At 54.3% G+C, this 23,835-nt stretch carries 25 protein-coding genes; 14 read left to right on the top strand and 11 right to left on the bottom strand.

Annotated elements, in window-relative coordinates:
- Positions 1-27: 27 nt before the first annotated feature.
- The 3 genes from BD01_RS08525 (at position 28) to BD01_RS08515 (ending at position 4,432) form a co-directional block, all read left to right on the top strand.
- Complete coding sequence (locus BD01_RS08525) at positions 28-1,005, top strand: hypothetical protein (protein ID WP_051482193.1); 978 nt, start codon at positions 28-30, stop codon at positions 1,003-1,005.
- Positions 993-2,855 (top strand): hypothetical protein, encoded by a 1,863-nt coding sequence (locus BD01_RS08520; protein WP_042691996.1) that lies wholly within the window; start codon positions 993-995, stop codon positions 2,853-2,855. The genes BD01_RS08525 and BD01_RS08520 overlap by 13 nt, the downstream gene beginning before the upstream one ends.
- A gap of 77 nt (positions 2,856-2,932) precedes the next feature.
- Positions 2,933-4,432, top strand: coding sequence for a carboxypeptidase M32 (locus BD01_RS08515; protein WP_042691993.1), 1,500 nt, complete (start codon positions 2,933-2,935; stop codon positions 4,430-4,432).
- 10 nt (positions 4,433-4,442) lie between these two features.
- Here the strand turns inward: BD01_RS08515 and BD01_RS08510 are convergent, their stop codons facing one another.
- A complete protein-coding gene (locus tag BD01_RS08510) occupies positions 4,443-4,628 on the bottom strand; it encodes a DUF433 domain-containing protein (RefSeq protein ID WP_042691990.1) in 186 nt (61 codons plus the stop codon).
- A 79-nt stretch (positions 4,629-4,707) separates the two neighbouring features.
- Here BD01_RS08510 and BD01_RS11440 point away from each other — a divergent pair, with 79 nt between their 5' ends.
- Positions 4,708-4,842 carry a hypothetical protein gene (locus BD01_RS11440; RefSeq protein WP_281169300.1) on the top strand — a complete coding sequence of 45 codons (135 nt, stop codon included), beginning with the start codon at positions 4,708-4,710 and terminating at the stop codon, positions 4,840-4,842.
- Here BD01_RS11440 and BD01_RS08505 read toward each other — a convergent pair.
- Both BD01_RS08505 and BD01_RS08500 read right to left on the bottom strand, forming a co-directional pair.
- Complete coding sequence (locus BD01_RS08505; RefSeq protein ID WP_042691987.1) at positions 4,834-5,181, bottom strand: ASCH domain-containing protein; 348 nt, start codon at positions 5,179-5,181, stop codon at positions 4,834-4,836. The genes BD01_RS11440 and BD01_RS08505 overlap by 9 nt on opposite strands.
- Positions 5,182-5,190: 9 nt before the next feature.
- Positions 5,191-6,303 (bottom strand): geranylgeranyl reductase family protein, encoded by a 1,113-nt coding sequence (locus tag BD01_RS08500; RefSeq protein WP_042691985.1) that lies wholly within the window; start codon positions 6,301-6,303, stop codon positions 5,191-5,193.
- 60 nt (positions 6,304-6,363) lie between these two features.
- On the opposite strand from BD01_RS08500, the gene pcp reads away from it, so the two are divergent.
- Positions 6,364-6,963 (top strand): pyroglutamyl-peptidase I, encoded by a 600-nt coding sequence (gene pcp / locus BD01_RS08495; protein WP_042691982.1) that lies wholly within the window; start codon positions 6,364-6,366, stop codon positions 6,961-6,963.
- Here the strand turns inward: pcp and BD01_RS08490 are convergent.
- Complete coding sequence (locus BD01_RS08490; RefSeq protein WP_206205140.1) at positions 6,949-7,278, bottom strand: hypothetical protein; 330 nt, start codon at positions 7,276-7,278, stop codon at positions 6,949-6,951. The two genes, pcp and BD01_RS08490, sit on opposite strands and share 15 nt — an antisense overlap.
- A 118-nt stretch (positions 7,279-7,396) precedes the next feature.
- Here BD01_RS08490 and BD01_RS08485 point away from each other — a divergent pair, with 118 nt between their 5' ends.
- The 7 genes from BD01_RS08485 (at position 7,397) to BD01_RS08455 (ending at position 15,746) form a co-directional block, all read left to right on the top strand.
- Entirely contained in the window at positions 7,397-9,391 is a 1,995-nt protein-coding gene (locus BD01_RS08485; RefSeq protein ID WP_394296082.1) for a DUF460 domain-containing protein, read from the top strand.
- 179 nt (positions 9,392-9,570) lie between these two features.
- Positions 9,571-10,884 carry an RNA-guided endonuclease InsQ/TnpB family protein gene (locus BD01_RS08480; RefSeq protein WP_042691976.1) on the top strand — a complete coding sequence of 438 codons (1,314 nt, stop codon included), beginning with the start codon at positions 9,571-9,573 and terminating at the stop codon, positions 10,882-10,884.
- A 102-nt stretch (positions 10,885-10,986) separates the two neighbouring features.
- The gene (gene pdxS / locus BD01_RS08475) at positions 10,987-11,994 is read left to right on the top strand and encodes a pyridoxal 5'-phosphate synthase lyase subunit PdxS (RefSeq protein WP_042691974.1); all 1,008 of its coding nucleotides are present in this window, start codon (positions 10,987-10,989) and stop codon (positions 11,992-11,994) included.
- Positions 11,995-12,027: 33 nt separating this feature from the next.
- Positions 12,028-12,621: a pyridoxal 5'-phosphate synthase glutaminase subunit PdxT gene (gene pdxT / locus BD01_RS08470; protein ID WP_042691971.1), complete on the top strand. Its 594-nt coding sequence runs from the start codon at positions 12,028-12,030 to the stop codon at positions 12,619-12,621.
- 75 nt (positions 12,622-12,696) lie between these two features.
- Positions 12,697-14,685 carry a formate dehydrogenase subunit alpha gene (fdhF, locus tag BD01_RS08465; protein WP_042691969.1) on the top strand — a complete coding sequence of 663 codons (1,989 nt, stop codon included), beginning with the start codon at positions 12,697-12,699 and terminating at the stop codon, positions 14,683-14,685.
- A 122-nt stretch (positions 14,686-14,807) separates the two neighbouring features.
- Positions 14,808-15,068 carry a hypothetical protein gene (locus tag BD01_RS08460; protein WP_245599222.1) on the top strand — a complete coding sequence of 87 codons (261 nt, stop codon included), beginning with the start codon at positions 14,808-14,810 and terminating at the stop codon, positions 15,066-15,068.
- 33 nt (positions 15,069-15,101) lie between these two features.
- Complete coding sequence (locus BD01_RS08455; RefSeq protein ID WP_042691967.1) at positions 15,102-15,746, top strand: nucleotidyltransferase domain-containing protein; 645 nt, start codon at positions 15,102-15,104, stop codon at positions 15,744-15,746.
- 6 nt (positions 15,747-15,752) lie between these two features.
- On the opposite strand, the gene purF is transcribed toward BD01_RS08455, so the two are convergent.
- Positions 15,753-17,087: an amidophosphoribosyltransferase gene (gene purF, locus BD01_RS08450; RefSeq protein ID WP_042691966.1), complete on the bottom strand. Its 1,335-nt coding sequence runs from the start codon at positions 17,085-17,087 to the stop codon at positions 15,753-15,755.
- A 154-nt stretch (positions 17,088-17,241) separates the two neighbouring features.
- On the opposite strand from purF, the gene purC reads away from it, so the two are divergent.
- Positions 17,242-17,949, top strand: a complete 708-nt coding sequence (purC, locus tag BD01_RS08445) for a phosphoribosylaminoimidazolesuccinocarboxamide synthase (protein ID WP_084606332.1) — start codon at positions 17,242-17,244, stop codon at positions 17,947-17,949.
- Here the strand turns inward: purC and BD01_RS11335 are convergent.
- The 3 genes from BD01_RS11335 to purM are packed head-to-tail and all read right to left on the bottom strand — an operon-like array spanning position 17,921 to position 20,183.
- On the bottom strand, positions 17,921-18,085 hold the full coding sequence (locus BD01_RS11335) for a hypothetical protein (RefSeq protein ID WP_169730290.1): 165 nt from the start codon (positions 18,083-18,085) through the stop codon (positions 17,921-17,923). The genes purC and BD01_RS11335 overlap by 29 nt on opposite strands.
- Complete coding sequence (locus tag BD01_RS08440; protein ID WP_042691963.1) at positions 18,082-19,146, bottom strand: DUF835 domain-containing protein; 1,065 nt, start codon at positions 19,144-19,146, stop codon at positions 18,082-18,084. Before BD01_RS08440 ends, BD01_RS11335 begins: the two co-directional genes overlap by 4 nt.
- 32 nt (positions 19,147-19,178) lie before the next feature.
- Positions 19,179-20,183 (bottom strand): phosphoribosylformylglycinamidine cyclo-ligase, encoded by a 1,005-nt coding sequence (gene purM / locus BD01_RS08435; protein ID WP_042691961.1) that lies wholly within the window; start codon positions 20,181-20,183, stop codon positions 19,179-19,181.
- Positions 20,184-20,309: 126 nt separating this feature from the next.
- On the opposite strand from purM, the gene purT reads away from it, so the two are divergent.
- The gene (gene purT / locus BD01_RS08430; protein ID WP_042691959.1) at positions 20,310-21,599 is read left to right on the top strand and encodes a phosphoribosylglycinamide formyltransferase 2; all 1,290 of its coding nucleotides are present in this window, start codon (positions 20,310-20,312) and stop codon (positions 21,597-21,599) included.
- A 309-nt stretch (positions 21,600-21,908) separates the two neighbouring features.
- On the opposite strand, the gene purE is transcribed toward purT, so the two are convergent.
- From purE to BD01_RS08415, 3 genes are all read right to left on the bottom strand, one after another.
- Positions 21,909-22,340 (bottom strand): 5-(carboxyamino)imidazole ribonucleotide mutase, encoded by a 432-nt coding sequence (gene purE, locus BD01_RS08425; RefSeq protein WP_042691956.1) that lies wholly within the window; start codon positions 22,338-22,340, stop codon positions 21,909-21,911.
- A gap of 68 nt (positions 22,341-22,408) precedes the next feature.
- The gene (locus tag BD01_RS08420; RefSeq protein WP_042691953.1) at positions 22,409-23,170 is read right to left on the bottom strand and encodes a hypothetical protein; all 762 of its coding nucleotides are present in this window, start codon (positions 23,168-23,170) and stop codon (positions 22,409-22,411) included.
- Positions 23,171-23,833 carry a hypothetical protein gene (locus BD01_RS08415; RefSeq protein ID WP_042691951.1) on the bottom strand — a complete coding sequence of 221 codons (663 nt, stop codon included), beginning with the start codon at positions 23,831-23,833 and terminating at the stop codon, positions 23,171-23,173.
- Positions 23,834-23,835 lie beyond the last annotated feature (2 nt).

Here is a 23,835-nt window from a genome sequence, read left to right as displayed (position 1 = left end):
GGAGCCACGTGAGATTCGGTGGGGGGCATGTCAAAAGTTATTCCCAACGTGGTCTTGGTAATCTCTGTGCTCTCACTGCTTTTTCTCCCGGCCGTCTCAGCCGATTGCTCGCCGTACAAAATTTATTCCGTGGATTCAATCAGTATTATCAACGGCTGGCTTCTCCTTGGAATCGGAGAGAACACGTACACCTGCGAAATGATAGCGGGGGAGTGGATGCCTAGACCGTCGTGTGCGGTGGATGAGTACTACATCCTTACCGACGGGAGCAAGGCCGTCTTTCTTGGGGGCACTGACATCGGCCGGGAAACCTTCCTCGGTTTTGTGAACGGAACGCTCTACGTTCTAACCGTCAACAGGGCTCACGTCCCGTACAAAAACGTGACAATCACAATTGAAGGTGTGTCCCACAACTTCACGCTCCTCAAGAACGTGACCGTGAAGGTGCTCTACCGGTTCAATGGGGCTTGTTTTGAAAACGTTTCAGCTTGTAAAATCGTTTCGTATCCCAACGGGACAAAGATAGACACCTGCAATGGGTCCGTCTGGAACGTCTCCAACTACAAAATCCCCGGCGGTTCCTTAACCGGCGTTCCAGTGAGGATTGAGAACGGAACGGTTCACTTCAGGTTGGGAGGGAGTTACTCCCTTGCGCTCCCGGAAGGAGTCAATGCTTCGGTTCTGAAGCTGGAAGCGTTTAAGGCAAAGCACGGCGTCATCTTGGTTAACATGGGGGTAATCAAAGTCCTCGCAGGGGAAGGTGTTGAGGACATCCCCGTACTTTTTGTTGCAGATAACAAAACCGTCCGTTCACCTAAATTCATGGATTTGGAAAAGTTTGTCTGCGCCAAAGGTAGTGCGAATACTACCAATTCAACTGCTAACTCCGTGGTTGAGAATAGGGGCAAAAAGAGCATCTGTGGGCCTGCTTTCCTTGTCCCACTTGGGACAACTGCTCTCTTTGCAGAAAAAACAGTGAGGAGAGTGAGAAAATGTCCCGAATAATGATTGGTTTCCTTATTTTCATCCTTTCAATGTCAATAGTTCCATTTCACGGTGTCTCTGCCTCCAGCACCCGGACCTTCCAGGCCTATCAAATCACCATCGAGGGACTTAGACCCCACAGTATTGGAATTTTGCCATACTTCATTATCATGGTGAACCCCTACTGGCTGGTGAACGGTTCGTCCCCCGGCGAATACCGCCTTCTTTACACCGCGTACCCATCGTTCAATAACATTACTAACTGGACCTTCCAGTATGTGAACCTGACGAACCTCCCCGGAGTAACTCACAGGCTCGGGAACACAACGCTCCCCTGGCCAACGAACGACTTTACCCCCTTCTCTTACGACGGCACTCCAATCATTCACTGGCAGGCGGAAAACGGCACAGCCTACGATTATCTAACCTGTAATTATGCAGTACCCGTGGTCGTCACTCACTACACCAAGAATTCCCAGATGGTTGGACACTTAGAGGGGAACTACGTGGTTTTCAACGGCTCAAACACAACCCTCAAGATTCCAGCGGAGGAACTCTTAAAATACTACCCGGAGCAGTTCTTAAAGAACCTTGGGGGAGTCATTTACAGGGATGTGGTTTACATCTGGAACTCAACAACGGCCTCATACATGGTAATTCACAGAAAAGCCTTCCTAATTTATCCCTTGCGTTTGAGCTACTGGAAAGCCAACGGAAAAGTTTACGCAGGCGTTAACTTTTCGAAGGGTGCCGAGTTATGGGCCAACCAGTCAATCCCAATCCTCCTCTACTCGAAGGGAAAGCTAAAACCCCTCGTGGACGTTTTGAGGCTGATTACTCCTCAGGGAGACCCACTGAGAAACCTTGAAAACCCTGTAATCGCAATGACGCCCCAAAGGTGGATAACACCCCTACCAGCCCATAAGTTTTTCTTCAAGTTTTTTGGCGGTGGGTATTCACGTTACATCTCGCTCCATTACTCCCTCATCTCAAATGGAACCTCAACGGTTTTAATTGCCACAATGAAAGAGCCCGGGTGGATTCCCTATTATTATCCTTATCTTGTCGTGAGCGGTGTTCCCAAGTTCTTCAACCTTTCTCCAACGTGGACAAACTCTCACGAGCCTTGGGAACTCCACGAGTTCCGGTTTAGTGTTTGGGGGGGACATTATGAGCTCCTCTTGAGAGAGCTCCCACCCATCCTAAACACTACGCGCGTTTATCTTCTCAACGGAACCTGTTGGCAGTCAATCGAGAGCTTTCACGCTTCCAATGGTTCTGTCGCAAGGGGTGTTGTTGAAAGCGACTATATGGTCTTCCGCTTTAACGACACGACCCTTAGAATTCCGTTAAATGAATTAGCGAATTATTACCAGCCAAAGGTTTGGGAGTGGAAGTTAGCCGCGGCAAAAGACGGGGACGGCTACTTAATAATTCCCACCGCAGGATTTGACTACGGGAACTATTACTACGCCTGTGGATCCAGTTTTGGAATAATTCTCGGCCCGGGAAACTACCTCCTTCCAGTTGACAATTCTTCCGGTGTTTACGCTCTTTATTACGTGAACGGGAATTTAAAGCTGGCTTTTGACCTGCTCAGGCTTATGAGTCCACAAGGGGATTACATTAGGACCCTTCCCAGTTTCAAGGCTTTACCTAACCCGTACTTCAATTCGAGCGTAACCTTTGGGTTGTGCAGTTCCGGGGCACAAAAGTTAGAGCATACGAACACTTCAACGGTGGGAGTTATGGAAACAACTACTCCAACTTCAACAAACACAAAAGAAAAAGCCATCTGCGGGCCGGGCCTCGTCATCATCCTCGCCGTTACCGCGGTTGTCCTCAAACGACTGCGGAAATGGAGTGAGTAAGTTCATTCCAACGGAGCGTTTAGATGTCCATCGAAAAGGTTTAAAAGTTCGGCTTCCAAAATTCTCCGGTGGTGTTTATGGAAAGCGTCTTCCAGAACGAGACGATTAAGGAGATTCTGGCCAAGTACAGGAGGATATGGGCAATCAACCACGCCCAGAGCGTCCTTGGCTGGGACATGGAGGTCAACATGCCCAGGGAGGGAATCCTCGAGCGCTCGGTTGCGCAGGGCGAGCTTTCTGTTCTCAGCCAGGAGTTCCTCCTCAAGCCGGACTTCGTCGAGCTGGTTGAGAAGGCGAAAGGTTTGGAAGACCTCAACGAGTACGAGCGCGGTGTCGTTCGCGTCCTCGACCGCTCGATAAGAATCAGCAAGGCCTTCCCGCCCGAGTTCCTCAGGGAGATGAGCGAGGTCACGAGCCAGGCAACGAAGGCCTGGGAGGAGGCCAAGAAGAGCGACGACTACTCCAAGTTCGAGCCCTGGCTCGATAGGATAATCGATTTGGCGAAGCGCGCCGCTGACTATCTCGGCTACGAGGACGAGCCCTACGATGCCCTGCTCGACCTCTTCGAGGAGGGAACCACCACCAAGGACGTCGAGAGGATGTTCGACAAGCTCGAGAAGGAGCTTAAGCCCCTCCTTGAGAAGATAATGGAGGAGGGCAAGGTTCCCAGGGAGCACCCGCTCGAGAAGGAGAAGTATGAGAGGGAGCAGATGGAGAAGGTGAACCTCTGGATTCTCCAGAAGTTCGGCTTCCCGCTCGGCGTCCGCTCCCGCTTGGACATCTCCGCCCACCCGTTCACGACCGAGTTCGGAATCAGGGACGTGAGGATAACCACGCGCTACGAGGGCTACGACTTCAGGAGGACGATACTGAGCACCGTCCACGAGTTCGGACATGCCCTCTACGAGCTCCAGCAGGACGAGCGCTTCATGTTCAGCCCGATAGTCGGTGGCGTCTCCCTTGGAATCCATGAGAGCCAGAGCAGGTTCTGGGAGAACATCATCGGTAGGAGCAGAGAGTTCGCGGGGCTAATCTACCCCGTCCTGAAGGAGAATCTGCCCTTCATGGCCAACTACACGCCGGAGGACGTTTACCTCTACTTCAACATCGTTCGCCCGGACTTCATTAGGACTGAAGCCGACGTCGTCACCTACAACTTCCACATACTCCTCCGCTTCAAGCTTGAGAGGATGATGCTCAACGAGGGCGTTAAGGCGAAGGATTTGCCGGAGCTCTGGAACGAGGAGATGGAGAAGCTCCTTGGAATAAGGCCGAAGACCTACGCCGAGGGAATCCTCCAGGACATCCACTGGGCGCACGGAACGATAGGCTACTTCCCGACCTACAGCATCGGAACGCTCCTCGCGAGCCAGCTCTACTACCACATGAAGAAGGACATCCCGGACTTCGAAGACAAGGTTGCAAAGGCCGAGTTCGAGCCAATCAAGGCCTGGCTAAGGGAGAAGATACACCGCTGGGGAAGCATCTACCCGCCGAAGGAGCTCCTCAGGAAGGCCATCGGCGAGGAGCTGAACCCGGACTACTTCATCAGGTGGGTGAAGGAGAGGTATCTGTGATTTCTTTCTTTTAACCTTCGAGAAGAGCGTTTAGGTCTTCCTTCGTCAGCTGTGGATAGCTCTCAAGTATATCCTCAAAGCTCCAGCCGTTGGCAAGGAGTTCGAGTATGAAGTAAACTGGAATCCTCGTCCCTTTGATGACAGGCTTACCGCCCATTTTCTTGGGGTTTATCTCAATTCTGTCGTCAATCATCATGTTTGTATCTTAGGCTGTAGCCTTAAAACGCTTTTTGCGGTTTATTCATGTAGTCTCAAACTGCAGGGAGTTGTTGCCTATGGAAGGAAACGCGTGGGTGCTTGAGAAAATCCGTGGAATCCTGAACGAGGAGGAATATCGCATGGCAATTGAAAACCTCAAGGCCATTGAGAAAGAGTTCGAGAAATGGGGGCAAGAAATAGGCTCACTCTAACGGTTCCCCAATCCACGCAACCGGCTCGACCTCTATCGCAACCACACCGTACTTCCTCTCCTTCTCCTCGGAATAAAAGCGCCTGTAGACCTTGACGCCCTCTTCAATGCTCTTCACTCCCGGCAGGACGTTCTCAAGGCCCTCCTTCTCCAGCATCTCTCTGAAGGAGGAATAAACCCTCAGGTCCTTTACGACGCAGACGAGCTTGTTCTCGAAGACTATCTCGTCGCCCGGCTTTATGGCCTGCCTCTTCTCGTCGTACAGGCGACCCTCAATCCTCTTCTTCCCCTCGGCTATCGCCTTTAGGTACTCCTCCTGAAGGCCCATCTTCCACCTCATACTCTCACCTCACAGCAACGCCCTAATCAGGCTCGGGCTGACCTTTATGAGCTTTGCGAGGAGCTTGGGCCTCTTGAGTATCGCCTTGGCCGTCCTCAGGTGGTCGTCGAAGTCCGCCTGCGTCTCAATTACCTCCCTCGCCTCTTCACTCCCTAGGACCTCGAAGATTCTCTCTATCGCCTCCTGGTCGAGGCCGAGGAAGAGCTTTCTGAACCTGAGGCCAAAGCTTATCTGCCTCCTCACCCACGAGCAGTAGTTCCAGTAGTTCTCGGGCCTGCCCTCGAGTAAGGCCTTCCTCAGGCCCTCGGCGCAGAGCATCCCGTAGACTATCCCCCCGGCGGTGGTCGGTTTTATCTGAAGGGCGGAATCACCAACGAGTGCCACGTTGCCCCGCACCCAGGGCTTCCTCCAGCCGAAGCCGACGGTTCCGGCCTTGAACTCGAGAATCCTCGTGGGTTCTAACCTTCTGAGCCGTAGAAACCTGTTCAGGGCCTCTATGCTCCCGAAGGTTCCAACTCTGGCCGTTTCGCCGTCTATCGGCGCCACCCACGCGAAGAAGTCGGGCGTTATCTCCTTGTTCACCCAGACCTCGACGCTCTTTCTCTCGAACTCGCCAAGAACCTCAACCTCATAACCACTGAGGAACTCGGCCTTTGTCTTCGCTCCCATCGCCTTCGCCACAGTGCTGTTCACGCCGTCGGCCCCGACGTAGAAGTCCGCCTTTACCTCAAGCGTCTCCCCGAGGTGCTGGAGAATAGCTTTCCCGTTCTTGAAACCCTTAAAGGTCGTGCTCATCAGGTAATCGGCGCCCCTCCTCATCGCCCTCTTCGCGAGCTCCCGCTCAAGCGTTTTCCTGTCAACGAGGTACGCTTGGGGGCTCTTCCTCCCAATCGAAAAGCTCTGGATTCGCGAGTAGAAAGTTGCCCCGTAGAGCTCGTTCAGGACGGCTTTTTTTGGCAGTCCGAGCCTCTCGTAGTTCTCGGCTCCGATTATGCCGGTGCAGGCCTTTCCCCCGAAGGAGTTCTTCCTCTCGACGACGGCGACGCTGTAATCCCTCGCGAGAAGGTTAGCGAGATAATTGCCAACGGGCCCGGCACCGATGATTAGGACGTCGTACCTCATCATCACCCCTCGTCCGGAGTAGCTTTTAAACCCTAAAAACCTACCCTTTCCGGTGATTCCATGAAGGTCCTCGTTACGGGTTTCGAGCCCTTCGGCGGTGAGGAGATAAACCCATCGTGGGAGGCCGTCAAGGCACTTCCCGAGGAACTCAACGGCGCAACGCTCCTGAAGGTTCAGCTACCGGTTTCGTTCACGAGGGTTCGAGAGATTCTGCCGAGACTAATCACTAAGGAGAGGCCCGACATCGTTCTCCTGACCGGCCAGGCCGGCGGAAGGCCGAACGTGACCGTCGAGAGGGTCGCGATAAACGTGATGGACTCCACGATGCCCGACAACGACGGCTTTAAGCCAGAGGACGAGCCTGTCTTCGAGGGTGCTCCAGATGCATACTTCGCCACGATACCAATAAAAGCCGTTGTAAAGGCCCTGAGAAAGGCCGGAATCCCAGCCGGCGTTTCCAACACTGCCGGAACCTACGTCTGCAACACCGCGATGTTCACGGCCCTGCACACGATAGCCGTCTCTGGAATGGAAACGAAAGCGGGCTTCATCCACGTGCCTTTCAGCCACGCCCAGGTCCTCGAGAAGCCGAGGCCGTCGATGGCGCAGGAAACGATAAACGAGGCGATAAGGAAAGCGCTGGAGTCACTCCTTGAATAGCTCGTTGAAGTCAATCTCGTAGACGACGGAACCGTTGAAGCTCTGGGCCTCCTTGAAGCGGGCTATGAGTGAGCTGAAGGTCTCGACGAGGGCTCCCCTTATTTCGCTCATTATCTTCTCCGCGTCCTCTCTCGTGCCTGCCTTGAAGACCTTCTCGGTCAGCTCATTGAGGCCGAGCTCCTCGCCCCTAATCCTGACCTTGGGGTCAAAGCCGTCTACTATGGCCTTCAGCTCCTCGTCCAGGTCGAGTTCCCTGACCCTGACGATGTACTCTCCGCTCATGATGTCGTACTTTTTGTCAAAGACGAGGCGCATCTTCACCCTATCACCCCGGGGTTGAATATAACTCAAGGGCTAAATAACGGTTTTGGTGAAACCCTAAGTCCCCTCGGCCAAACTATTAAAAAGCCCCCCGCGTCACTTCCGGTGGAGGGTGGTGCTCATTCTCATCATCGGCCTTGATGTCATCGGCGAGAATCCGAAGCGCTTCGCGGTCGTGAGCTGGTACAACGGAAAGCTCGAGCGAAAGGGTGAGTTCACACTCTACCGCTTAATCCGCTTCATCCAGGCGAAGAGGCCCGATATAGTTGCGATAGACAGCGTCACCGAGCTCGGCGACGACCTGCGGAAGTTCCTCCGCGCCCTTCCGCCGGGCACGAAGCTCGTCCAGGTAACGGGAAGGCCCGGTGAGCAGAGAAGCTTACAGAGCCTCGCGAGGGAGCACGGGATAAGAACGACCGACAGGTTCGACCCCTACGAAGAGGCCAAGCTCTCCGCCCTGCTCGCGAGTAAAGGAGTCGGCTACGAGGTTCTGGCCTTTGAAGACGAGGTCATAGTCAAGGTAACCAGAGGCAGGAGCCACGGAAAAGGCGGATGGAGCCAGGACCGCTATCGGAAGCGCGTCCACAACCTCGTCCGCGACAAGGTGAGGGAAATCGAGGACAGGTTGAAGAGGGCAGACATTCCCTTCGACCTCGAGACCGAGGAGAAGGACTACGGCCTGGCGAGGGGCGAGTTCAGAATCTACGCAAGCAGGGAGGAGTTAGCTGGAATCGTGAGACCTATGCGAGGTGGCGACGTCGAGGTCAGGATTTATCCGGTCGAGAGGGCTGAGCTCGGCTTCGCCCCGCTTAAGGGCGAGGAGGCCGTAAGGGAGAGGCGGAGCGTCATAGTTGGCATTGACCCAGGCATAACGGTTGGAATAGCGGTCATAGACCTCAACGGCAACGTGGTGGCGCTCTACAGCGAGAGGAACATGCCGGTCGGCGAGGTCTTCAGGTTCATAAGCGAGATAGGACACCCGGTTGTCGTGGCAACGGACGTTTCCCCGGCCCCGGGCTTCGTCGAGAAGATAGCCCGCTCCTTCAAGGCCCAGCTCTTCGTCCCGCGGGAGAGCTTAAGGGTTGAGGAGAAGAACGAGCTGTTGAGGAGCCTTGGCATCAAGGTCGATGACGACCACCAGCGCGACGCCTTGGCCGCCGCATACAAGGCCTATCTTCGCCTAAAGCCCAAGCTTGAGCACGTCGAGGCGAAGCTCCGCGAGGCGGGGTTGAGCAAGAGGGCCGACGAGGTGAAGGCCCTTGTAATCCAGGGCTACAACCTCGGCGAGGCCATGCAGAAGGTCGCGAGGCGCGAGAGGCCGAGGGAAGAGGAAGAACCCGAGGAGCAGGCGAGCGTTGACGTCAGGCCCTACGTGAGGAAAATCCGCGAGCTTGAGGAGAGGATAGCGCTCCTTGAGAGGGAGAACGAGGAGCTCAGGGGTATAATCCGCGAGCAGAGGAGAACCATCGAGAGGCTTGAGAGAAGGATAGCGGACTACGACGAGGAGGTAAGGCGGAAGGTCCTCCGCGAGAGGGAGCTTGAGGCGAAGGTGAAGCGCATAGAGGTTCTTGAAAAACAGCTGAGGGAGGCGAGGGCACTAATCGAGAGGCTGAGCAGGGACTTGGTCAAGGTCAAGAGGATGAACGTGGTCGAAATCCGCGGTAGCGCGGTTCCGCTGAAAGTGCTGAGAGTCCTCAGCTGGCGGGAGCTTGAGAGAATTGAACGCGAAGTCGGATTGAGGAGGGGCGACGTTCTCTTCGTAATCAACCCAGCCGGAGCCGGAAAGGCCATAGCGGAGGAGCTGGTTGAGAAGGGGATAAAGGCCCTGATAACCGAGAAATCCCTTCCAGAGCCCGTGAAGGAAGTTCTCCGCGAGGCCCACGTGCCATTCTTCACGAGTGAAGAACTCGACGTAAAGCGCGTTGACGAGTTCGCGGTCGTTGAGAGGGAGACGCTGGAGAGGGCCATCGAGGAGTTGTTAGAGCGCTGGAAGAAGGAGGACGAGGAGAGGGAGGCGGAGAAGTTCCTCAAGCTGGTCGAGGAGTACCGGATTGAGCGCATCAGGGAGCTCAAGAGAAAGGCCGAGGAAGAGCTTAGAGGGAGCTGAGAACTTCCTTTAGTGCCCGGAGGTACTTTCCCGTCTCCTCGGCACCTTTCTCTGTTATATTTTTCTTTTTCTTTTAAAAGCCCCGCCCTTTAGGACGGGGATGCAGTAAACTGCTCAACGGCCATTCAATTAGGAAAGCGATACTCTTTTAAAGCCTAAAATCCATACCATACATTGAAATGAAGAGAACAGTAACAGTAAAACTACAGCCCTCAAAAGAACAGGAGAAAACTCTCAATCAGTTAGCCGATACTGGAGCTAAAGTCTGGAACCGAGTAAACTACTTGAGAAGACAACAATTCTTCGAGGACAAAATCGTGGACTTCAATTCAACCGAGAAAACCGTTTATGAGGAATTTAAACGGGAAATCGGTTCAGCAACCGTCCAGCAGATAGCGAGGAAGAACGCTGAAAGCTGGAGGAGTTTCTTCTCACTCCTTCGAAAAAAGCGTAACGGAGAACTCCCCTCTTGGCTTAAACCAAAACCACCAAACTATCTCAAAGAAGACGGGAGGAGAAAACCCTTAATCGTCCTAAGAAACGACCAATACAAAATTGAAGGAAATAAGCTCATTCTAAAAGGCCTCGGAAAGTTCAAACGCCTTGACATTCAATTCAAGGGTAGAATACACTTGAAGGGGAAGCAGGGTCGCTTAGAAATCACTTATGACCCGGTTAGGAGGAAGTGGTATGCCCACATAAGCCTCACAGTCGAGGAAAAACTTGAAGGCGAAGAATGGGTTAGCGTTCCAAGGCACCCCAAAGGAAGCCTCTCAGCAGGAATTGATTTAGGAGTGAACAATTTGATGGCCGTTTACGTTGAGAATGGAGAAAGCTTTCTCGTGAACGGAAGACTGCTTAAAAGCATTGATTTTTATTGGAGAAGAAAAATTGCCGATTACCAGTCCAAACTCAATAAATCTGGAGCTAAGACGAGTAGGAAACTCAAGAAAATGCATGGGAATGCCAAACTTCAGGCGAAGCACTACATTAACACGGCAGTAAGGCAGACAGTTAAGAAGCTTTACGATTTGGGGGTTTCTAAGATTGTCATTGGCTATCCGAAGGGGATAGCTCGGAATTCTGATAGAGGTAAAAAGCAAAACTTCCTTCTATCCCACGTCTGGCGGTTTAATTACGTTATCAAACGCTTGACTGAGGTTGCAGAGGAGTATGGTATTCAGGTTGAGCTTGTTAATGAGGCTTTCACTTCTAAGCTTTGCCCCGTTTGCGGGAGGCCTCATGAGGAGGCTCGTTTCGTTCGTGGTTTGTTTAAGTGTCCCGCAACGGGACTTGTTTTTAATGCGGACTTGGTTGGTGCCTTCAATATTTTGAAAAAGGCCGTGAACACCATAACCCCTAATCCGAGCGGGCTTTACGCTCAGAGGAGGGGTAATTGGCCGAAGGCCCGGCCAGAGGGGTTCGAAGAACCCGTTCCAACGGGTTCCTTAATGAGAACCCCTCAAACCTTCCTGTCCATGGCGAGGGGTTAAGCCGAACCTCGCCTTGGCAGGGGAGGAGGTCAGGAAAATCCGTCATTGCTGGTGGCAAGGCTTATAATCCACTAAAACGTTCATCTGAATGAGGTGGTGAGGATGGACAAGCTGAAGGTTATCGAGGCTAAGGGAACGGAGAGGCTCAAGAGGGGCTTCGCCAAGATGGTCAAGGGCGGAGTCATCATGGACGTTACCAACGCCGAGCAGGCGAGGATTGCGGAAGAGGCGGGAGCCGTTTCCGTCATGGCCCTCCACCGCGTCCCGGCCGACATTAGAAAGGCTGGCGGAGTCGCGAGGATGGCGCCTATTGAGAAGATTCAGGAGATAATGGACGCTGTTACGATTCCTGTCATGGCTAAGGTCAGAATCGGCCACGTCGCCGAGGCAAAGATACTCGAGGCTTTGGGAGTTGACATGATTGACGAGAGCGAGGTTCTCACTCCTTCCGACCCGTTCTTCCACATCGACAAGAGGGAGTTCACCGTTCCCTTCGTCTGCGGTGCCAGGAACCTCGGTGAGGCCGTGAGGAGGATATGGGAAGGGGCGGCAATGATTAGAACCAAGGGCGAGGCAGGAACCGGCAACATCGTCGAGGCCGTCAGGCACGTCCGCCTCGTTGCGGAGGGAATAAGGCAGATTCAGGCCATGACCGATGAGCAGGTCTACGGAGTGGCTGAAAAGTTCGCGGAGCCCTATCTCAGGCTCGCCCTCAACGTCAAGGAGATAGCCGGGCTTCCGGCAAGGGTTCTCGAGAACGAGCCGATTTACGGACACTACACCTACCGCGAAATCGTTGACGGCCTTTACAAGGTTCTCCTTGAGATAAAGAAGCTCGGTCGCCTTCCGGTCGTTAACTTCGCGGCCGGCGGAGTTGCAACTCCAGCTGACGCGGCTCTGATGATGCAGATGGGCATGGACGGCGTCTTCGTCGGCTCTGGTATCTTCAAGAGCTCCAACCCTGAGAAGATGGCCAGGGCCATAGTCGAGGCCGTCAACCACTGGGACGAGCCCGACGTTCTCGTTGAGATAAGCAAGGAAATCGGCGAGCCCATGAAGGGTCAGGACATCGAGGAGCTTGAAGTTCGCCTTGAGGAGAGGGGCGTCTGACTCTTCTCCTTTTTCCACACGGGAGGGGTTGAAATGGTCAAGGTAGGCGTTATAGGCCTTCAAGGAGACGTCAGCGAGCACATCGAGGCGAGCAAAAAGGCCCTTGAGAACCTCGGCGTCACCGGTGAAGTAATCTGGCTCAGAAAGCCGGAACAGCTTGAAGGAATATCGGCAATCATAATTCCCGGTGGGGAGAGCACGACGATATCGAGGCTCATGGTCAAGACCGGGCTTCTTGAGCCCGTTAAAAAGCTCGGCGAAGAAGGTCTGCCTATAATGGGAACGTGCGCCGGCCTCATAATGCTCTCCAAAGACGTCATCGGGGCAACGCCGGAGCAGAGGTTCCTTGAGCTCCTCGACGTTAAAGTGAACAGAAACGCCTATGGAAGGCAGGTGGACAGCTTTGAGGCGCCGATAAAGCTTGCATTCAGCGACGAGCCGTTTCCCGGTGTCTTCATACGCGCCCCGAGGATAGTGGAGCTCCTCAGCGATAAGGTGAAGCCCATCGCGTGGCTCGGCGACAGGGTTGTCGGCGTCGAGCAGGACAACTTAATTGGCCTCGAATTCCATCCGGAGCTGACGGATGACACGAGGGTTCACGAGTACTTTCTGAAAAAGGCGCTTTGATTTTTAACAAATTCTACTCAATTTTGGCCAGAAAACTTTTTAATTTTGACTTTTTCTTGCCAATACGGTGGTAGCGTGAAGACGGTTGTGTGTCCCTACTGCGGCTTTGGGTGCAGGCTCATCATAGACAGGGACGGGTGGAAGGTAAAGCCGTATCCTGGCGAACCCAACAGGGGAAAGCTCTGCCCGAAGGGGCTGTACGCGCTTGAATTCGTTCGTTCGAAGGACAGGTTGAAAAGGCCTCTGAAGCGCGAGGGAAGCTCCCTTCGCCCGCTCAGCTGGGGACAGGCGATTGGCGAGATAGCGAATGAACTTCTCGAGATAAGGGAGCTCTACGGCCCGGACGCGGTGGCGTTCATAGCGTCTTCGAAAATCAGCAACGAGGAGAACTACCTCCTCCAGAAGATTGCACGCCTCTTCGGCACGAACAACATAGACAACTGCGCAAGGCTGTGCCACGAGGCGAGCGTTCACGCGCTCAAGCTCGCCGTCGGAACCGGCGCGCAGACGAACCCCTACGAGGATATAGAGAACTTCAACGCCGTCCTGATATGGGGCTACAATCCGGCCGAGACGCATCCAGTCGTCATGGACTACATCCTGAAGGCCAAACGAAGGGGGGCTAAAATAATCGTCGTGGACGTCAGGGAAACGCGGACGATGGCCTTTGCGGATTACAGGCTCGTCATAAAGCCCGGGACGGACATAGTCCTGGCCAACGCAATTGCCAACGTTATAATCGGGGAGGAGCTCTACGACGAGGAGTTCGTGAAGGGCCGGACGAGGGGTTTCTCCGAGGTCAGGATGGCTGTTATGAAGTACACCCCTGAGTACGCGGAGAGCGTAACTGGAATTCCAGCGGAGGCTATACGGGAGGTCGCGAGAACTTTTGCCCTGGCTGGAAGCGGGGCCATAATGTGGGGAATGGGCCTAACCCAGCACGTCTCTGGCGTTGAAAACGTTCTGGCGGTGATAAACCTCGCACTGCTCCTCGGCTACATCGGGGAAAAGGGCGGCCTCTACCCTATGCGCGGGCAGAACAACGTTCAGGGAGCGGCATATATGGGCGCGCTGAGCGAGTTCCTGCCCGGCTACGTCCCTCTCACCGACGAACGCTTTAGAAAGCGCGTTGCCTCGCTCTGGGGCGTTGACGACCTGCCGACAGAGAGGGGGCTCTACCTGACGGAGCTGTGGGAGGCCATCGAAAGGGGTGACCTAAAGGCCCTCTACATCGTCGGCGAGAACCCCGCGGTGAGCGAGGCCGACTTTACGCGCGTGAGACGGGCGTTGAGAAAGCTCGACCTCCTCGTCGTCCAGGACATCTTCATGACGAGAACCGCCCGCTACGCCCACTACATCCTCCCTGCTTCGGCTTTCTGCGAAAAGGAGGGCTCATACATGAACAGCGAGCGGAGAATCCAGTGGAGCCACAGGGTCTGCGAGCCCTACGCTGACTCAAAGCCCGACTGGGAGATTCTGGCGATGCTCGGCCGGGCGCTCGGGCTTCCGGGCTTCACCTACGCGGGCGTTGAGGAGATAACGGCAGAATACTTCCGCCTTTTCCCGGAACTTGAGGAGAGGAGCGTTGATGAACTCAAGAACGGCGATGGAATCTTTCTGCCCAGGAAGAGGCTGCACACGTGGGAGTTCGCGACGCCCGACGGAAAGGCGAGGCTCGTCGCGGTCGAGAGGATTTCACCCTGGGAGGGGCCGAACGAGGAGTTTCCGCTGGTTCTAACGACCGTCAGATTGATGAGCCACTACAACACGGGGGAGATGACGCTGAGAAGTCCCTCGCTCGTGAAGCTCATGGGGGAGCCGAGGGCTTTAATCAATGAGCGCGACGCGGAAAGACTTGGAATCCGCGACGGCGACTGGGTGGAGATAGAGACGCGGCGCGGGAGAATAAGAATGCGCGCGAAGGTCGGCGGTGTCCCTGAGGGGGTCGTTGCAATCCCCTTCCACTTCAAGGCGAACAGGATTACCAGTCCGGCCCTGAACAAGGCCGGAACGCCCGAGTTCAAGTTCTCGGCGTGCAGGGTTAGAAAAATGAATACCCCATGATATGCTCAGCGCTTCTTTTGTTATCATGACAACATTCCAATGGTTTTCTTTCTTAATTGTTATCATGTAAACCTCAAAGCTTATATATGAGTCTCTCGTTATCATGATAACGAGGGATAGACATGGTAAACCTCGATGAACTCAAGGCCAACGCTCAGGAATACCTTGAGGATGCTGACTACCTCTACAACAAAGGCCACTACAACTCGGCCCTCAACCTCTACTTCAAAGCCCTCGTGGCAATCTGCGACTACATAATCCTTCGCGACACGGGTAAACTCCCGAGAAACCACAGTGAACGCTTCAGAATCCTCGAAGAGAAGTATCCGGCTACGACATCGTGGACTTCCACTTTAACAACTACCGCAAAGCCTACCTCATGAGGGCCACAAAAGAATGGGTGGAGGTGTTGAAAAATGACGTCCGCAACCTCTACTCTCAGCTTTGAATTCTCTCAATTTTTTACCCCACCAGAAGCACTTCATGAAACCGTCAAAAGGTTCGTGGAAAGCCATGAAGAAGTATTCGACGTCGTCCTCTATGGTTCGACAGTCCTCGGGAAAGAAAACCCCAAAGACTTCGACCTCATGATATTGACGAAGACAAAACTTTCAGCCTTGGAGCTTAGGAATCTCATCTTTGAACTCAAAAGAGAGCTCTCCAAAATACTCCCAAAGGCCAAACTCGACATCAGAGCCATGAGCCTTGAAGAGCTCTTCGACCCCAACAATCTTGCAAGCCTGGGAGTGATAATAGAAGGATTTTCCCTCACAAAGAACGAACCAATGGCTGAGCTCATGAACGGAAAAGCATATACTCTCTTCCGCTTCACCCTTGAGGGCCTTCCGCGAAAGGACAGGGTTCGCTTCCAGTACGCACTCAAGGGCAGGGACATGAAGAGTGGCCTCCTCAAGGAGCTGAACGGTGAACAGTGGGGGGCTTGGGTAGTTGTCGTTCCAATAGAGCACACTTACCGCTTCAGGGACTTCTTGGAGCTTTGGGGTGTAAAATATGAAGCCTTCACAATCCTGAAGGGAGCCGACTTGTTCTACAAGTTTTGACATCGATTAAAACCTGAACGCCCACTCGGGATACTCGCCGGTGAGGCAGGCCGTGCAGAGGTCTTCCCTGCCGACGGCCCTCTTCAGGCCCTCAACGCTGAGGTAAGCCAGGCTGTCGGCCCCTATCGCTTCCCTGACCTTTTCCACCCCCCCGAAGGCCGCTATGAGTTCGTGCCTCGTGGGGATGTCGATGCCCATGTAGCAGGGGTACCTTATCGGCGGTGAGGCTATTCTGACGTGGACTTCCCTCGCGCCGGCCTTCCTCAGCATCGCGACGATTCTCTTCATCGTCGTGCCCCTGACTATGGAATCGTCGACCAGAACGACTTTCTTCCCGGCCACAACTTCCCTAACAGGCGAGAGCTTGAGCTTAACCTTCAGCTCGCGGTTGAACTGACCCGGCGTTATGAAGGTCCTCCCGATGTAGCGGTTCTTTATCAGGCCTTCAGCGTAGGGAATTCCGCTCTCCTGCGAGAAGCCCAGAGCGGCGGCCCTTCCAGAGTCGGGAACCGCTATGACGACGTCTCCCTCAGCCGGGCTCTCCCTCGCCAGCTCCTGTCCCATTCTGACCCTCGCGCTGTAAACGTTTGTCCCATCAAGGACGCTGTCCGGCCTTGCGAAGTAGATGTACTCAAAAACGCAGTGGTGGTGGCTTTCCTTGGCGAGAACCCTACTCTCGACGCCGTTTTCCGAGAGAAGGAAGACTTCCCCCGGCTTCACGTCCCTCGTCTCCTCCACGAAGAGCCTTAATGCAGAATCCTCGCTCGCGAAATAGTGGCCGTCTCCGGTTCCGTAGCTCAGGGGCCTGAAGCCAACGGGGTCCCTCGCCACGAGGATTTTGCCGTCGAAGAGGAGTGCAACGGAGTAGGCACCTTTAACCTCGTTAAAAACCTCCTTCATGGCCTCGAACTCGTCTCCCGTCTCGTGGAGGTGCCAGAGAAAGGAAATCCCGAGCAGTTCGGAGTCAACCGAGTGGCGGAACCTGACGCCGAGCTTTTCATACCTCTCGCGGAGGGGCCTGAAATTGGTGAGCGTCCCGTTGTGCGCCACCGCGATTCTCATTCCACAGCACTCCGTTTCCAAGGGTTGGGTCTCGTTGAGCGAGCCTGACGTCGAGTAGCGGACGTGGGCTATTGCGAGGTTCGAGCGGAGCTTTGCGAGCTCCTTTCCCCTGAAGACGTCGGTGACGAGACCGAGGCCTGAAACCGTTCTTATCCTGCCCCGCCAGACGCTTATTCCCGCGCTCTCCTGTCCGCGGTGCTGGAGGGCGAGCAGGGCGTAGTAGGCCTTCTTTGCGGAGTTCTCTGAGAGCGTTGCAAAGATTCCGCACTTCTCTCGCATCGCCACCACCGGTTGACGCGTGAAAGTTAATGGCGTTCCGTTAAGCCGGTCGAATTTAGTCGTCCGTGTTTAAAAGCTTTGCCCATGTTTTGACATTAAAATGGCAAAAAAATCCTTAAAAGTGAGCTAGTTTTACATGAAACTGGTGATTCGGGTGGAGGTCTACGAGGGTAAGGCCAAGAAGGTTATCCCGCTCGACGATGGGAAGGCGATAATGGAGTTCAAAGACGATGCCACCGCCTTCGACGGCAAGAAGAAGGCCCAGTTCAAGGGTAAGGGCTGGCTCAACGCCCAGATTAGCGCGGTTCTCTTCAAGGTTCTTGAGGAGAACGGAATCAAGACCCACTTCATAGGCGTCGCCGGCGACAACAGGCTCATCGTTGAGAGGCTCAAGATGTACCCCCTCGAGGTTGTCGTCAGGAACGTCGTCGCCGGGAGCCTGAAGAAGCGCCTCCCCCTTGAAGAGGGCACGGAGCTTCCGGAGCCGATAGTTGAGCTCTACTACAAGGACGACAGCCTCGGCGACCCGATGATTAATCACTACCACGCCAAGGTCTTGGGGGTAAGTGAGGAGGAAGTCAGGGAGATGGAGAGAATAGCCCTCAAGGTTAACGAGGTTCTCAGGAAGTACTTCGCCGAGCGCGGAATAATTCTCGTGGACTTCAAGCTCGAGTTCGGGAAGAACGAGAGGGGAGAGATAGTCCTCGGGGACGAAATTAGCCCGGACACCTGCCGCTTCTGGGACGCAGAGACGAAGGAGAGCCTTGACAAGGACGTCTTCCGCTTTGACAAGGGCGACCTGATTTCGGCCTACGAGAAGCTCTACGAGAGGCTTATCGGTGAATCTCCGACTCATAGCTGATTAAAACCGTGTAGCAGCCCTTCTCGTCTTCATCTATTTCTATCCTTCTCAACTTGACTCCGTAAGTTTCAACGGCCTCTTCAACGACCGCAGGGAGTTCCTCAAGGAAGGCTTTCCTTCTTACTGTTAGCATCATTTGCCTTCACCCACGTTGAGAACCTGCCTGAGGGTTTTAAGCTGCCTCTCGTCGAAGCTCTTCTCGTCGAGAACTAAGACCAGCATTCCACCGTAGAGGGCTATGTAGTCAGCGAGCGTCGCGAGGAACTTAAGGACGGAGCGGAAGTCGTTGTACATCATCAGATACTCCAGCCCTTCGATGACGACCACTCCCGTCACGTTCTCGCGGTGAGCCTCCGCCAGATAGGAGCGGGTTCTCTCGATTATTCTGTGGAGCTGGGTCGGCCCGATGTTGCCAGGCCCCTCAACGGTCGTCAGCAGGTGAACCTCCCACCTCTCCGGGAAGTCGCTCCTCCTCGCGAAGGCCAGAACCGGGAAGTCGGAGAGCGCCTCGACGTACGCCTTGAACCTATCCGGGGACACGATGAAGACGCCTTTTTTCACGACCTCCGGTTTCTCGACCTCAACGATGTTCCTGAACCTCTCGGAGAGGACGACGTGGATGAAGGCTATAACCTCAAGGGCGTTCAGCGTTGCCCCGAGGGTGAACCCGATGGGCGCGAACCACTCGACGGGCCTGAGGAATGGGTAGTCCATCTTGTGAATTCCGTGAAGGGTTATTATGGCACTCAGGAGCGTTCCAGAGCGAGGATAGAACCTCCTAACACCCCAGAGGACAACTCCTGCAAAGGCGTAGAAGATTCCGGCTACACCGTAGGACAGGTATATTGGCTTTGGGTCCGGCACCACTTTGGCGTATAGGACGATATAGACGGAAACCAGAAACGGCAACGTTAGCGCCGCGAGCCTGAGGGAGTGTATGGGGAACCCAACGGCCTCCTCATCGAGGAGGGAAACAACACCTCCTGCCAGGAACGAAACGCCAATTGCCTGGAAAAGGGGAACCCCCAGATTGAAGCCAAGGAGCTCTGAGACTATTGAGAGAGATGAACTCAGGAAGAAGAGCGACCAGAGGAGGAGTGAGTTCCTCCGGTATCGCCTCCAGCCTGCAAGCAGGACTAACCCCGCCGTCACCTTGAGGGAAAAACTGAAGAGCTGGCCCGCGAGCAGGAGGTTCATTCCACCACCTGGTCTCTTTTGGTCTGCCTAAATTAAAGTCTTACGCCGAAGTTCTCGACCCTTATTCCATGCTCCTCCGTAACCCTTCCGAGCTCAAAGCTCTCGTAATGCTTGTTGAGAATCTCCAGGGCCTCCTCCTTTTCCTCCTGCGGAACAATCGCGACGAAGCCCACACCCATGTTGAAGACCCTGAACATCTCCTCCAGCGGAACGCCGTTCTCGTGGATGAGCTTGAATATCCCCTCAATCGGGGGCATCTCAAGGGAGAAGCCATAGTTCGTGAGGCGCTTGAGGTTCGTAAGCCCGCCGCCGGTTATGTGGGCCAGACCGTGGACTTCCACCCTTTCGAGCAGTTCAAGAACCGCCCTCACGTAAATCCTCGTCGGCTCAAGGAGCCACTCCCAGAGCTTTCTGCCATCATATTCGTAGTCGAGGCCGTACTTCGAAATGAGGAGCTTCCTCGCGAGAGTTAATCCGTTTGAGTGGATTCCCGAGCTCGAAATTCCTATTACGGCATCTCCGGGCTTTATCTTTTCGCCGGTGATTACCTTCCCCTTCTCGACTGTTCCGATTGCCGTTCCGGCCAAATCGAAGCCGTTTATGAGGTCCGGCATCACAGCCGTTTCCCCGCCCACTATCGCTATCCCCGCCTGCTCCGCTCCAGCGTAGAGGCCCTTCGCTATCTCGGCAAAGATTTTCTCGTCCGGCTGCTTCACCGCGAGGTAGTCAACGAGCGCGACCGGTTCAGCCCCAACGCAGAGCAGGTCGTTCACGTTCATCGCTATCATGTCTATCCCCATCGTGTCGAACTTTCCAACCGCTTCCGCGACGAGAACCTTCGTTCCGACGCCGTCTGTCGTCATGGCGAGGTAAAAGTTTCCGAAGTCGAGCAGGGCCGAGTAGTGGCCTAGGTTTTCCGCTGGCTCCCCGGGCTTTCCCCTCCTGAACCTGAACGTCTCCCTCGCGAGACCTATGATGCTTCTCAAAGCTCTGGCAGTTTTCTCGTCATCAACTCCGGCCTGGGCGTAGGTCAGCATGAGCACCACCGGTGGGAGTTCCACCGGGGGCTTAAAAGATTTGCCGTGTTTGTGGTAAAAAACCCTTAAATATACAAAGCTTTTAACACTAAAACGTCAAACACTGTGACGTTTGAGGTGGTGCGGATGATTAAGCCCCGTGATGAGCTCGGAACGGCCATGACCGATTCTGCCCAGAAGATACTCCTCCTCGGGAGTGGAGAACTCGGAAAGGAGATAGCGATTGAGGCCCAGAGGCTCGGCGTGGAGGTTGTAGCCGTTGACCGCTACGCCAACGCTCCAGCTATGCAGGTCGCCCACCGCTCCTACGTGGGAGACATGAGGAACGCGGACTTTCTATTCTCGGTCGTCGAGAGGGAGAAGCCCGACGCGATAATCCCTGAGATTGAGGCGATTAACCTCGATGCCCTCTTCGAGCTTGAGAAGGACGGCTACTTCGTGGTCCCGAACGCGAAGGCGACCTGGATTGCCATGCACCGCGAGAGGACGAGGGAAACCCTTGCGAAGGAAGCCAAAGTCCCGACGTCAAGGTACGCCTACGCGACTACTCTCGACGAACTCTACGAGGCCTGCGAAAAGATAGGCTACCCCTGCCACACAAAGGCGATAATGAGCTCCTCGGGCAAGGGTTCATACTTCGTTAAAGGCCCGGAAGATATCCCCAAGGCATGGGAGGAGGCGAAGAAGAAAGCCCGCGGTAGCGCCGACAAGATAATCGTTGAGGAGCACATAGAGTTCGACGTAGAGATTACCGAGCTGGCCGTGAGGCACTACGATGAGAACGGCGAGATAGTTACCACCTTCCCGAAGCCGGTCGGCCACTACCAGATTGACGGCGACTACCACTCCAGCTGGCAGCCGGCTGAAATCTCGGAGAAGGCAGAGCGCGAGGTTTACAGGATAGCGAAGCGCATCACCGATGTCCTCGGCGGCCTTGGTCTTTTCGGTGTCGAGATGTTCGTGAAGGGGGATAAGGTCTGGGCCAACGAGGTCTCGCCGAGGCCCCACGATACCGGAATGGTGACGTTAGCTTCCCATCCGACCGGCTTCTCCGAGTTCGGGCTTCACCTCAGGGCCGTCCTTGGCCTCCCGATTCCGGGCGAGTGGGTAAACGGCTATCGTCTGTTCCCGCTCCTGACTCCAGCGGCAACCCACGTCATCAAGGCCAACGTCTCCGGCTACTCTCCGAGGTTCCGCGGGCTGGCCAAGGCTTTAAGCGTCCCGAACGCCACGGTGAGGCTCTTCGGCAAGCCCGAGGCCTACCCGGGGAGGCGTTTAGGCGTTGCGATAGCCTGGGACAAGAACGTTGAGGAGGCTAAGAGGAAGGCTGAGATGGTTGCCCACATGATAGAGCTCAGAACGCGCTCCTCTGACTGGCACGGACAGGATTACGAGAAGAGGAAGCACCTCCTCTGACCTTTTGTTTTCATTTGTTCATTATGTTAAATTCCGTACATTGAACACATGTACGGATTTGGTCTAATCCATTGGAAGATATCCGAAAAATTTAAAAAATCTTATGGCCATCAATATGGCGTGAACCCTTGGGATGAAATCAGGCCTGAGAGTTGAGAATAAGGAAGTTGTAATCGAGGAGAGGGCTTGAATAAAGAGGGGGTGGAATTAAGAATCGGGGGGTCTTCCCTTCATCCCCCGTTTTGAATCAGTCCTTTTTGTCGGTTTAAAATAAGAGGGTATGAAAATTGAAATGGGTGTTATTGAGAATCAGCTTCTCATTTTCTCCCTGTACTCTTCGAGCTTCCGCCTGAGTTCGTCATCCTTCAGTGCGAGAATTTCTATTGCCAAGAGGGCCGCGTTTTTGCCGTTGTCTATTCCTACCGTCGCCACTGGAACTCCCGGTGGAAGCTGCGCGATGCTGAGAAGGGCATCCAGGCCACCGAGCTTGGCCGAAACAGGAACGCCGATAACGGGTTTAACCGTGTGGGCGGCAATGACGCCGGGCAGAGCGGCACTGAGGCCCGCTATGGCTATGAAGACGTCGTAGTCCTTCTTTGCCAGCTCTTCAACTTTTTTCGGGTTTCTGTGTGCTGATGCAACCTCGACGTCATAGTCAACACCAAACTCGTCGAGGACTGTGGTTACCTTCTCTGCGATGTGGCTGTCACTCTTGCTTCCCATAACGACCAGAACCTTCACGGCCATCACCGTTGACATAAAAAAGTTAAAACTTTAAAAATTTTCCGGGAAAATTTAGCAAATTTACGTCAAATCATTTCCAGGACGGGAACGCCGTTCTCAAAGTGGTACGTGAATCGTTCCATCTCCGTGCCCATTCCTGGGGCCTTGAGAACCTCAAGGTACCTCACAACTTTGCTCCCGCTGAGCTCGCTCCTCACGCGCAGGACGTAAGTGGCGCGTCTGTAAACGGACGCCAGCACCTGCGGGCTTCCCTTCCTTCCCCAAAGCCAGAAGTTCGTCCCCTTTGGGTACGCCCTGTAGGCCTTTGCATTTACCCTCAGCTCGGCCGAGATTTCAAGGTAGCGTAAAGTCTCCAGTTCACCTCCCAGCATGTCTATGTAGTCCGATACGTCCATCGCGAACCCGTAGAGTTCCCTCCCTTCGAACATTCCGCGTTCTGCCCATGCCCTCTTGTGGGCCTCGACGACCTCCACGTACTTGGCGGGGAGAACATCGGCCGAAAGGGAGCCTTTGAGGTACCACACGCCCTCAAGGTCGCTGATTATGTCGTAGAAACTCCCAAAGGTATCTATTATCGCAAGGTTTCCTTCACTCAAGTGCTTCCTCGCGTCTATTCCTGAGACCTCGAAGGCCTTCATAAGGACGTGTATGGGGTAGGATATATTGAAGTACCCCACGAGGCTCCCTGCCCTCAGTTTCTCTCGCATTATATGGAAGAGAATCTCCTTTCCCCTCGCCCTTGGGTCTGCCTCGTGAATCAAAACGAACGAGTGCTTTTTAAGTCCGCCCAGGGCCTCGTCAAGAGCGGGGATTTCCCATGAAAGCATTCAATCACCCCCGAAGAGCTCAAGCACTTCACCCTCGTTTGCTCCCTTGGTGACTATGCCAACCCGTCTCCCGTTGACCACGTGAGTCTCGATAACCACATCCGAAGTGACGTAGGCTAAGTCGCTTATTTCAGGGCACTCCTGCTCTGATAGCGTTAGAACCGTGCCTCTTGTGTCTGCACTGTCGAGGAGAAGTTCTCTCATTGCCCAAATCATCCTGTAAACGAGGTACGGTCTTCTGAACAGTTTGCAGACTCCCGTTGATGTATAGGTGAAAATCCAAAGGTTCCGCCACTCCCTCGATTCGAGGGTCTTAACGGCCCACTCCCTCAGTTTTATTATGAACACGGAGTCGTCTAGGTACCCGGAGAGCTGGTGTATTCCATCCTCTTCTCGGGGAAGATGGTAAACGCTGCCGAAGGCATCAAAGATGTGAAGATTCTTTCCAAGGCTTTCCCGGACGTTTAGTCCAACGGTAGTTGCGTTGTTCTCAAACACCCTAAAGGGTTCGTAAAGGAACAAAAACACTGTCTCACCTCGTTCGAGGAGCCTCCTGAGGACAAGGAGTGAGAACAGTTCTCCGTTTGATTCCAAATCCGACTGAATTAGTGACAGTACACCCCCTGCGGGGAGCATTCGAAGAACCCTCTCGGTCCCGTCCATGA

The sequence above is a fragment of the Thermococcus nautili genome (assembly GCF_000585495.1).
GTDB classification, from domain to species: domain Archaea; phylum Methanobacteriota_B; class Thermococci; order Thermococcales; family Thermococcaceae; genus Thermococcus; species Thermococcus nautili.
This window is presented reverse-complemented; position numbering and strand designations above follow the sequence as displayed.

Excerpts from the sequence above, each read along its gene's own strand:
- BD01_RS08525 (WP_051482193.1), top strand. The coding sequence starts at position 28 with ATGTCAAAAGTTATTCCCAACGTGGTCTTGGTAATCTCTGTGCTCTCA.
- BD01_RS08520 (WP_042691996.1), top strand. The coding sequence starts at position 993 with ATGTCCCGAATAATGATTGGTTTCCTTATTTTCATCCTTTCAATGTCA.
- BD01_RS08515 (WP_042691993.1), top strand. The coding sequence starts at position 2,933 with ATGGAAAGCGTCTTCCAGAACGAGACGATTAAGGAGATTCTGGCCAAG.
- BD01_RS08510 (WP_042691990.1), bottom strand. The coding sequence starts at position 4,628 with ATGATGATTGACGACAGAATTGAGATAAACCCCAAGAAAATGGGCGGT.
- BD01_RS11440 (WP_281169300.1), top strand. The coding sequence starts at position 4,708 with ATGGAAGGAAACGCGTGGGTGCTTGAGAAAATCCGTGGAATCCTGAAC.
- BD01_RS08505 (WP_042691987.1), bottom strand. The coding sequence starts at position 5,181 with ATGAGGTGGAAGATGGGCCTTCAGGAGGAGTACCTAAAGGCGATAGCC.
- BD01_RS08500 (WP_042691985.1), bottom strand. The coding sequence starts at position 6,303 with ATGAGGTACGACGTCCTAATCATCGGTGCCGGGCCCGTTGGCAATTAT.
- pcp (WP_042691982.1), top strand. The coding sequence starts at position 6,364 with ATGAAGGTCCTCGTTACGGGTTTCGAGCCCTTCGGCGGTGAGGAGATA.
- BD01_RS08490 (WP_206205140.1), bottom strand. The coding sequence starts at position 7,278 with ATGCGCCTCGTCTTTGACAAAAAGTACGACATCATGAGCGGAGAGTAC.
- BD01_RS08480 (WP_042691976.1), top strand. The coding sequence starts at position 9,571 with ATGAAGAGAACAGTAACAGTAAAACTACAGCCCTCAAAAGAACAGGAG.
- pdxS (WP_042691974.1), top strand. The coding sequence starts at position 10,987 with ATGGACAAGCTGAAGGTTATCGAGGCTAAGGGAACGGAGAGGCTCAAG.
- pdxT (WP_042691971.1), top strand. The coding sequence starts at position 12,028 with ATGGTCAAGGTAGGCGTTATAGGCCTTCAAGGAGACGTCAGCGAGCAC.
- BD01_RS08460 (WP_245599222.1), top strand. The coding sequence starts at position 14,808 with ATGGTAAACCTCGATGAACTCAAGGCCAACGCTCAGGAATACCTTGAG.
- BD01_RS08455 (WP_042691967.1), top strand. The coding sequence starts at position 15,102 with ATGACGTCCGCAACCTCTACTCTCAGCTTTGAATTCTCTCAATTTTTT.
- purF (WP_042691966.1), bottom strand. The coding sequence starts at position 17,087 with ATGCGAGAGAAGTGCGGAATCTTTGCAACGCTCTCAGAGAACTCCGCA.
- BD01_RS11335 (WP_169730290.1), bottom strand. The coding sequence starts at position 18,085 with ATGATGCTAACAGTAAGAAGGAAAGCCTTCCTTGAGGAACTCCCTGCG.
- BD01_RS08440 (WP_042691963.1), bottom strand. The coding sequence starts at position 19,146 with ATGAACCTCCTGCTCGCGGGCCAGCTCTTCAGTTTTTCCCTCAAGGTG.
- purM (WP_042691961.1), bottom strand. The coding sequence starts at position 20,183 with ATGCTGACCTACGCCCAGGCCGGAGTTGATGACGAGAAAACTGCCAGA.
- purT (WP_042691959.1), top strand. The coding sequence starts at position 20,310 with ATGATTAAGCCCCGTGATGAGCTCGGAACGGCCATGACCGATTCTGCC.
- BD01_RS08420 (WP_042691953.1), bottom strand. The coding sequence starts at position 23,170 with ATGCTTTCATGGGAAATCCCCGCTCTTGACGAGGCCCTGGGCGGACTT.
- BD01_RS08415 (WP_042691951.1), bottom strand. The coding sequence starts at position 23,833 with ATGGACGGGACCGAGAGGGTTCTTCGAATGCTCCCCGCAGGGGGTGTA.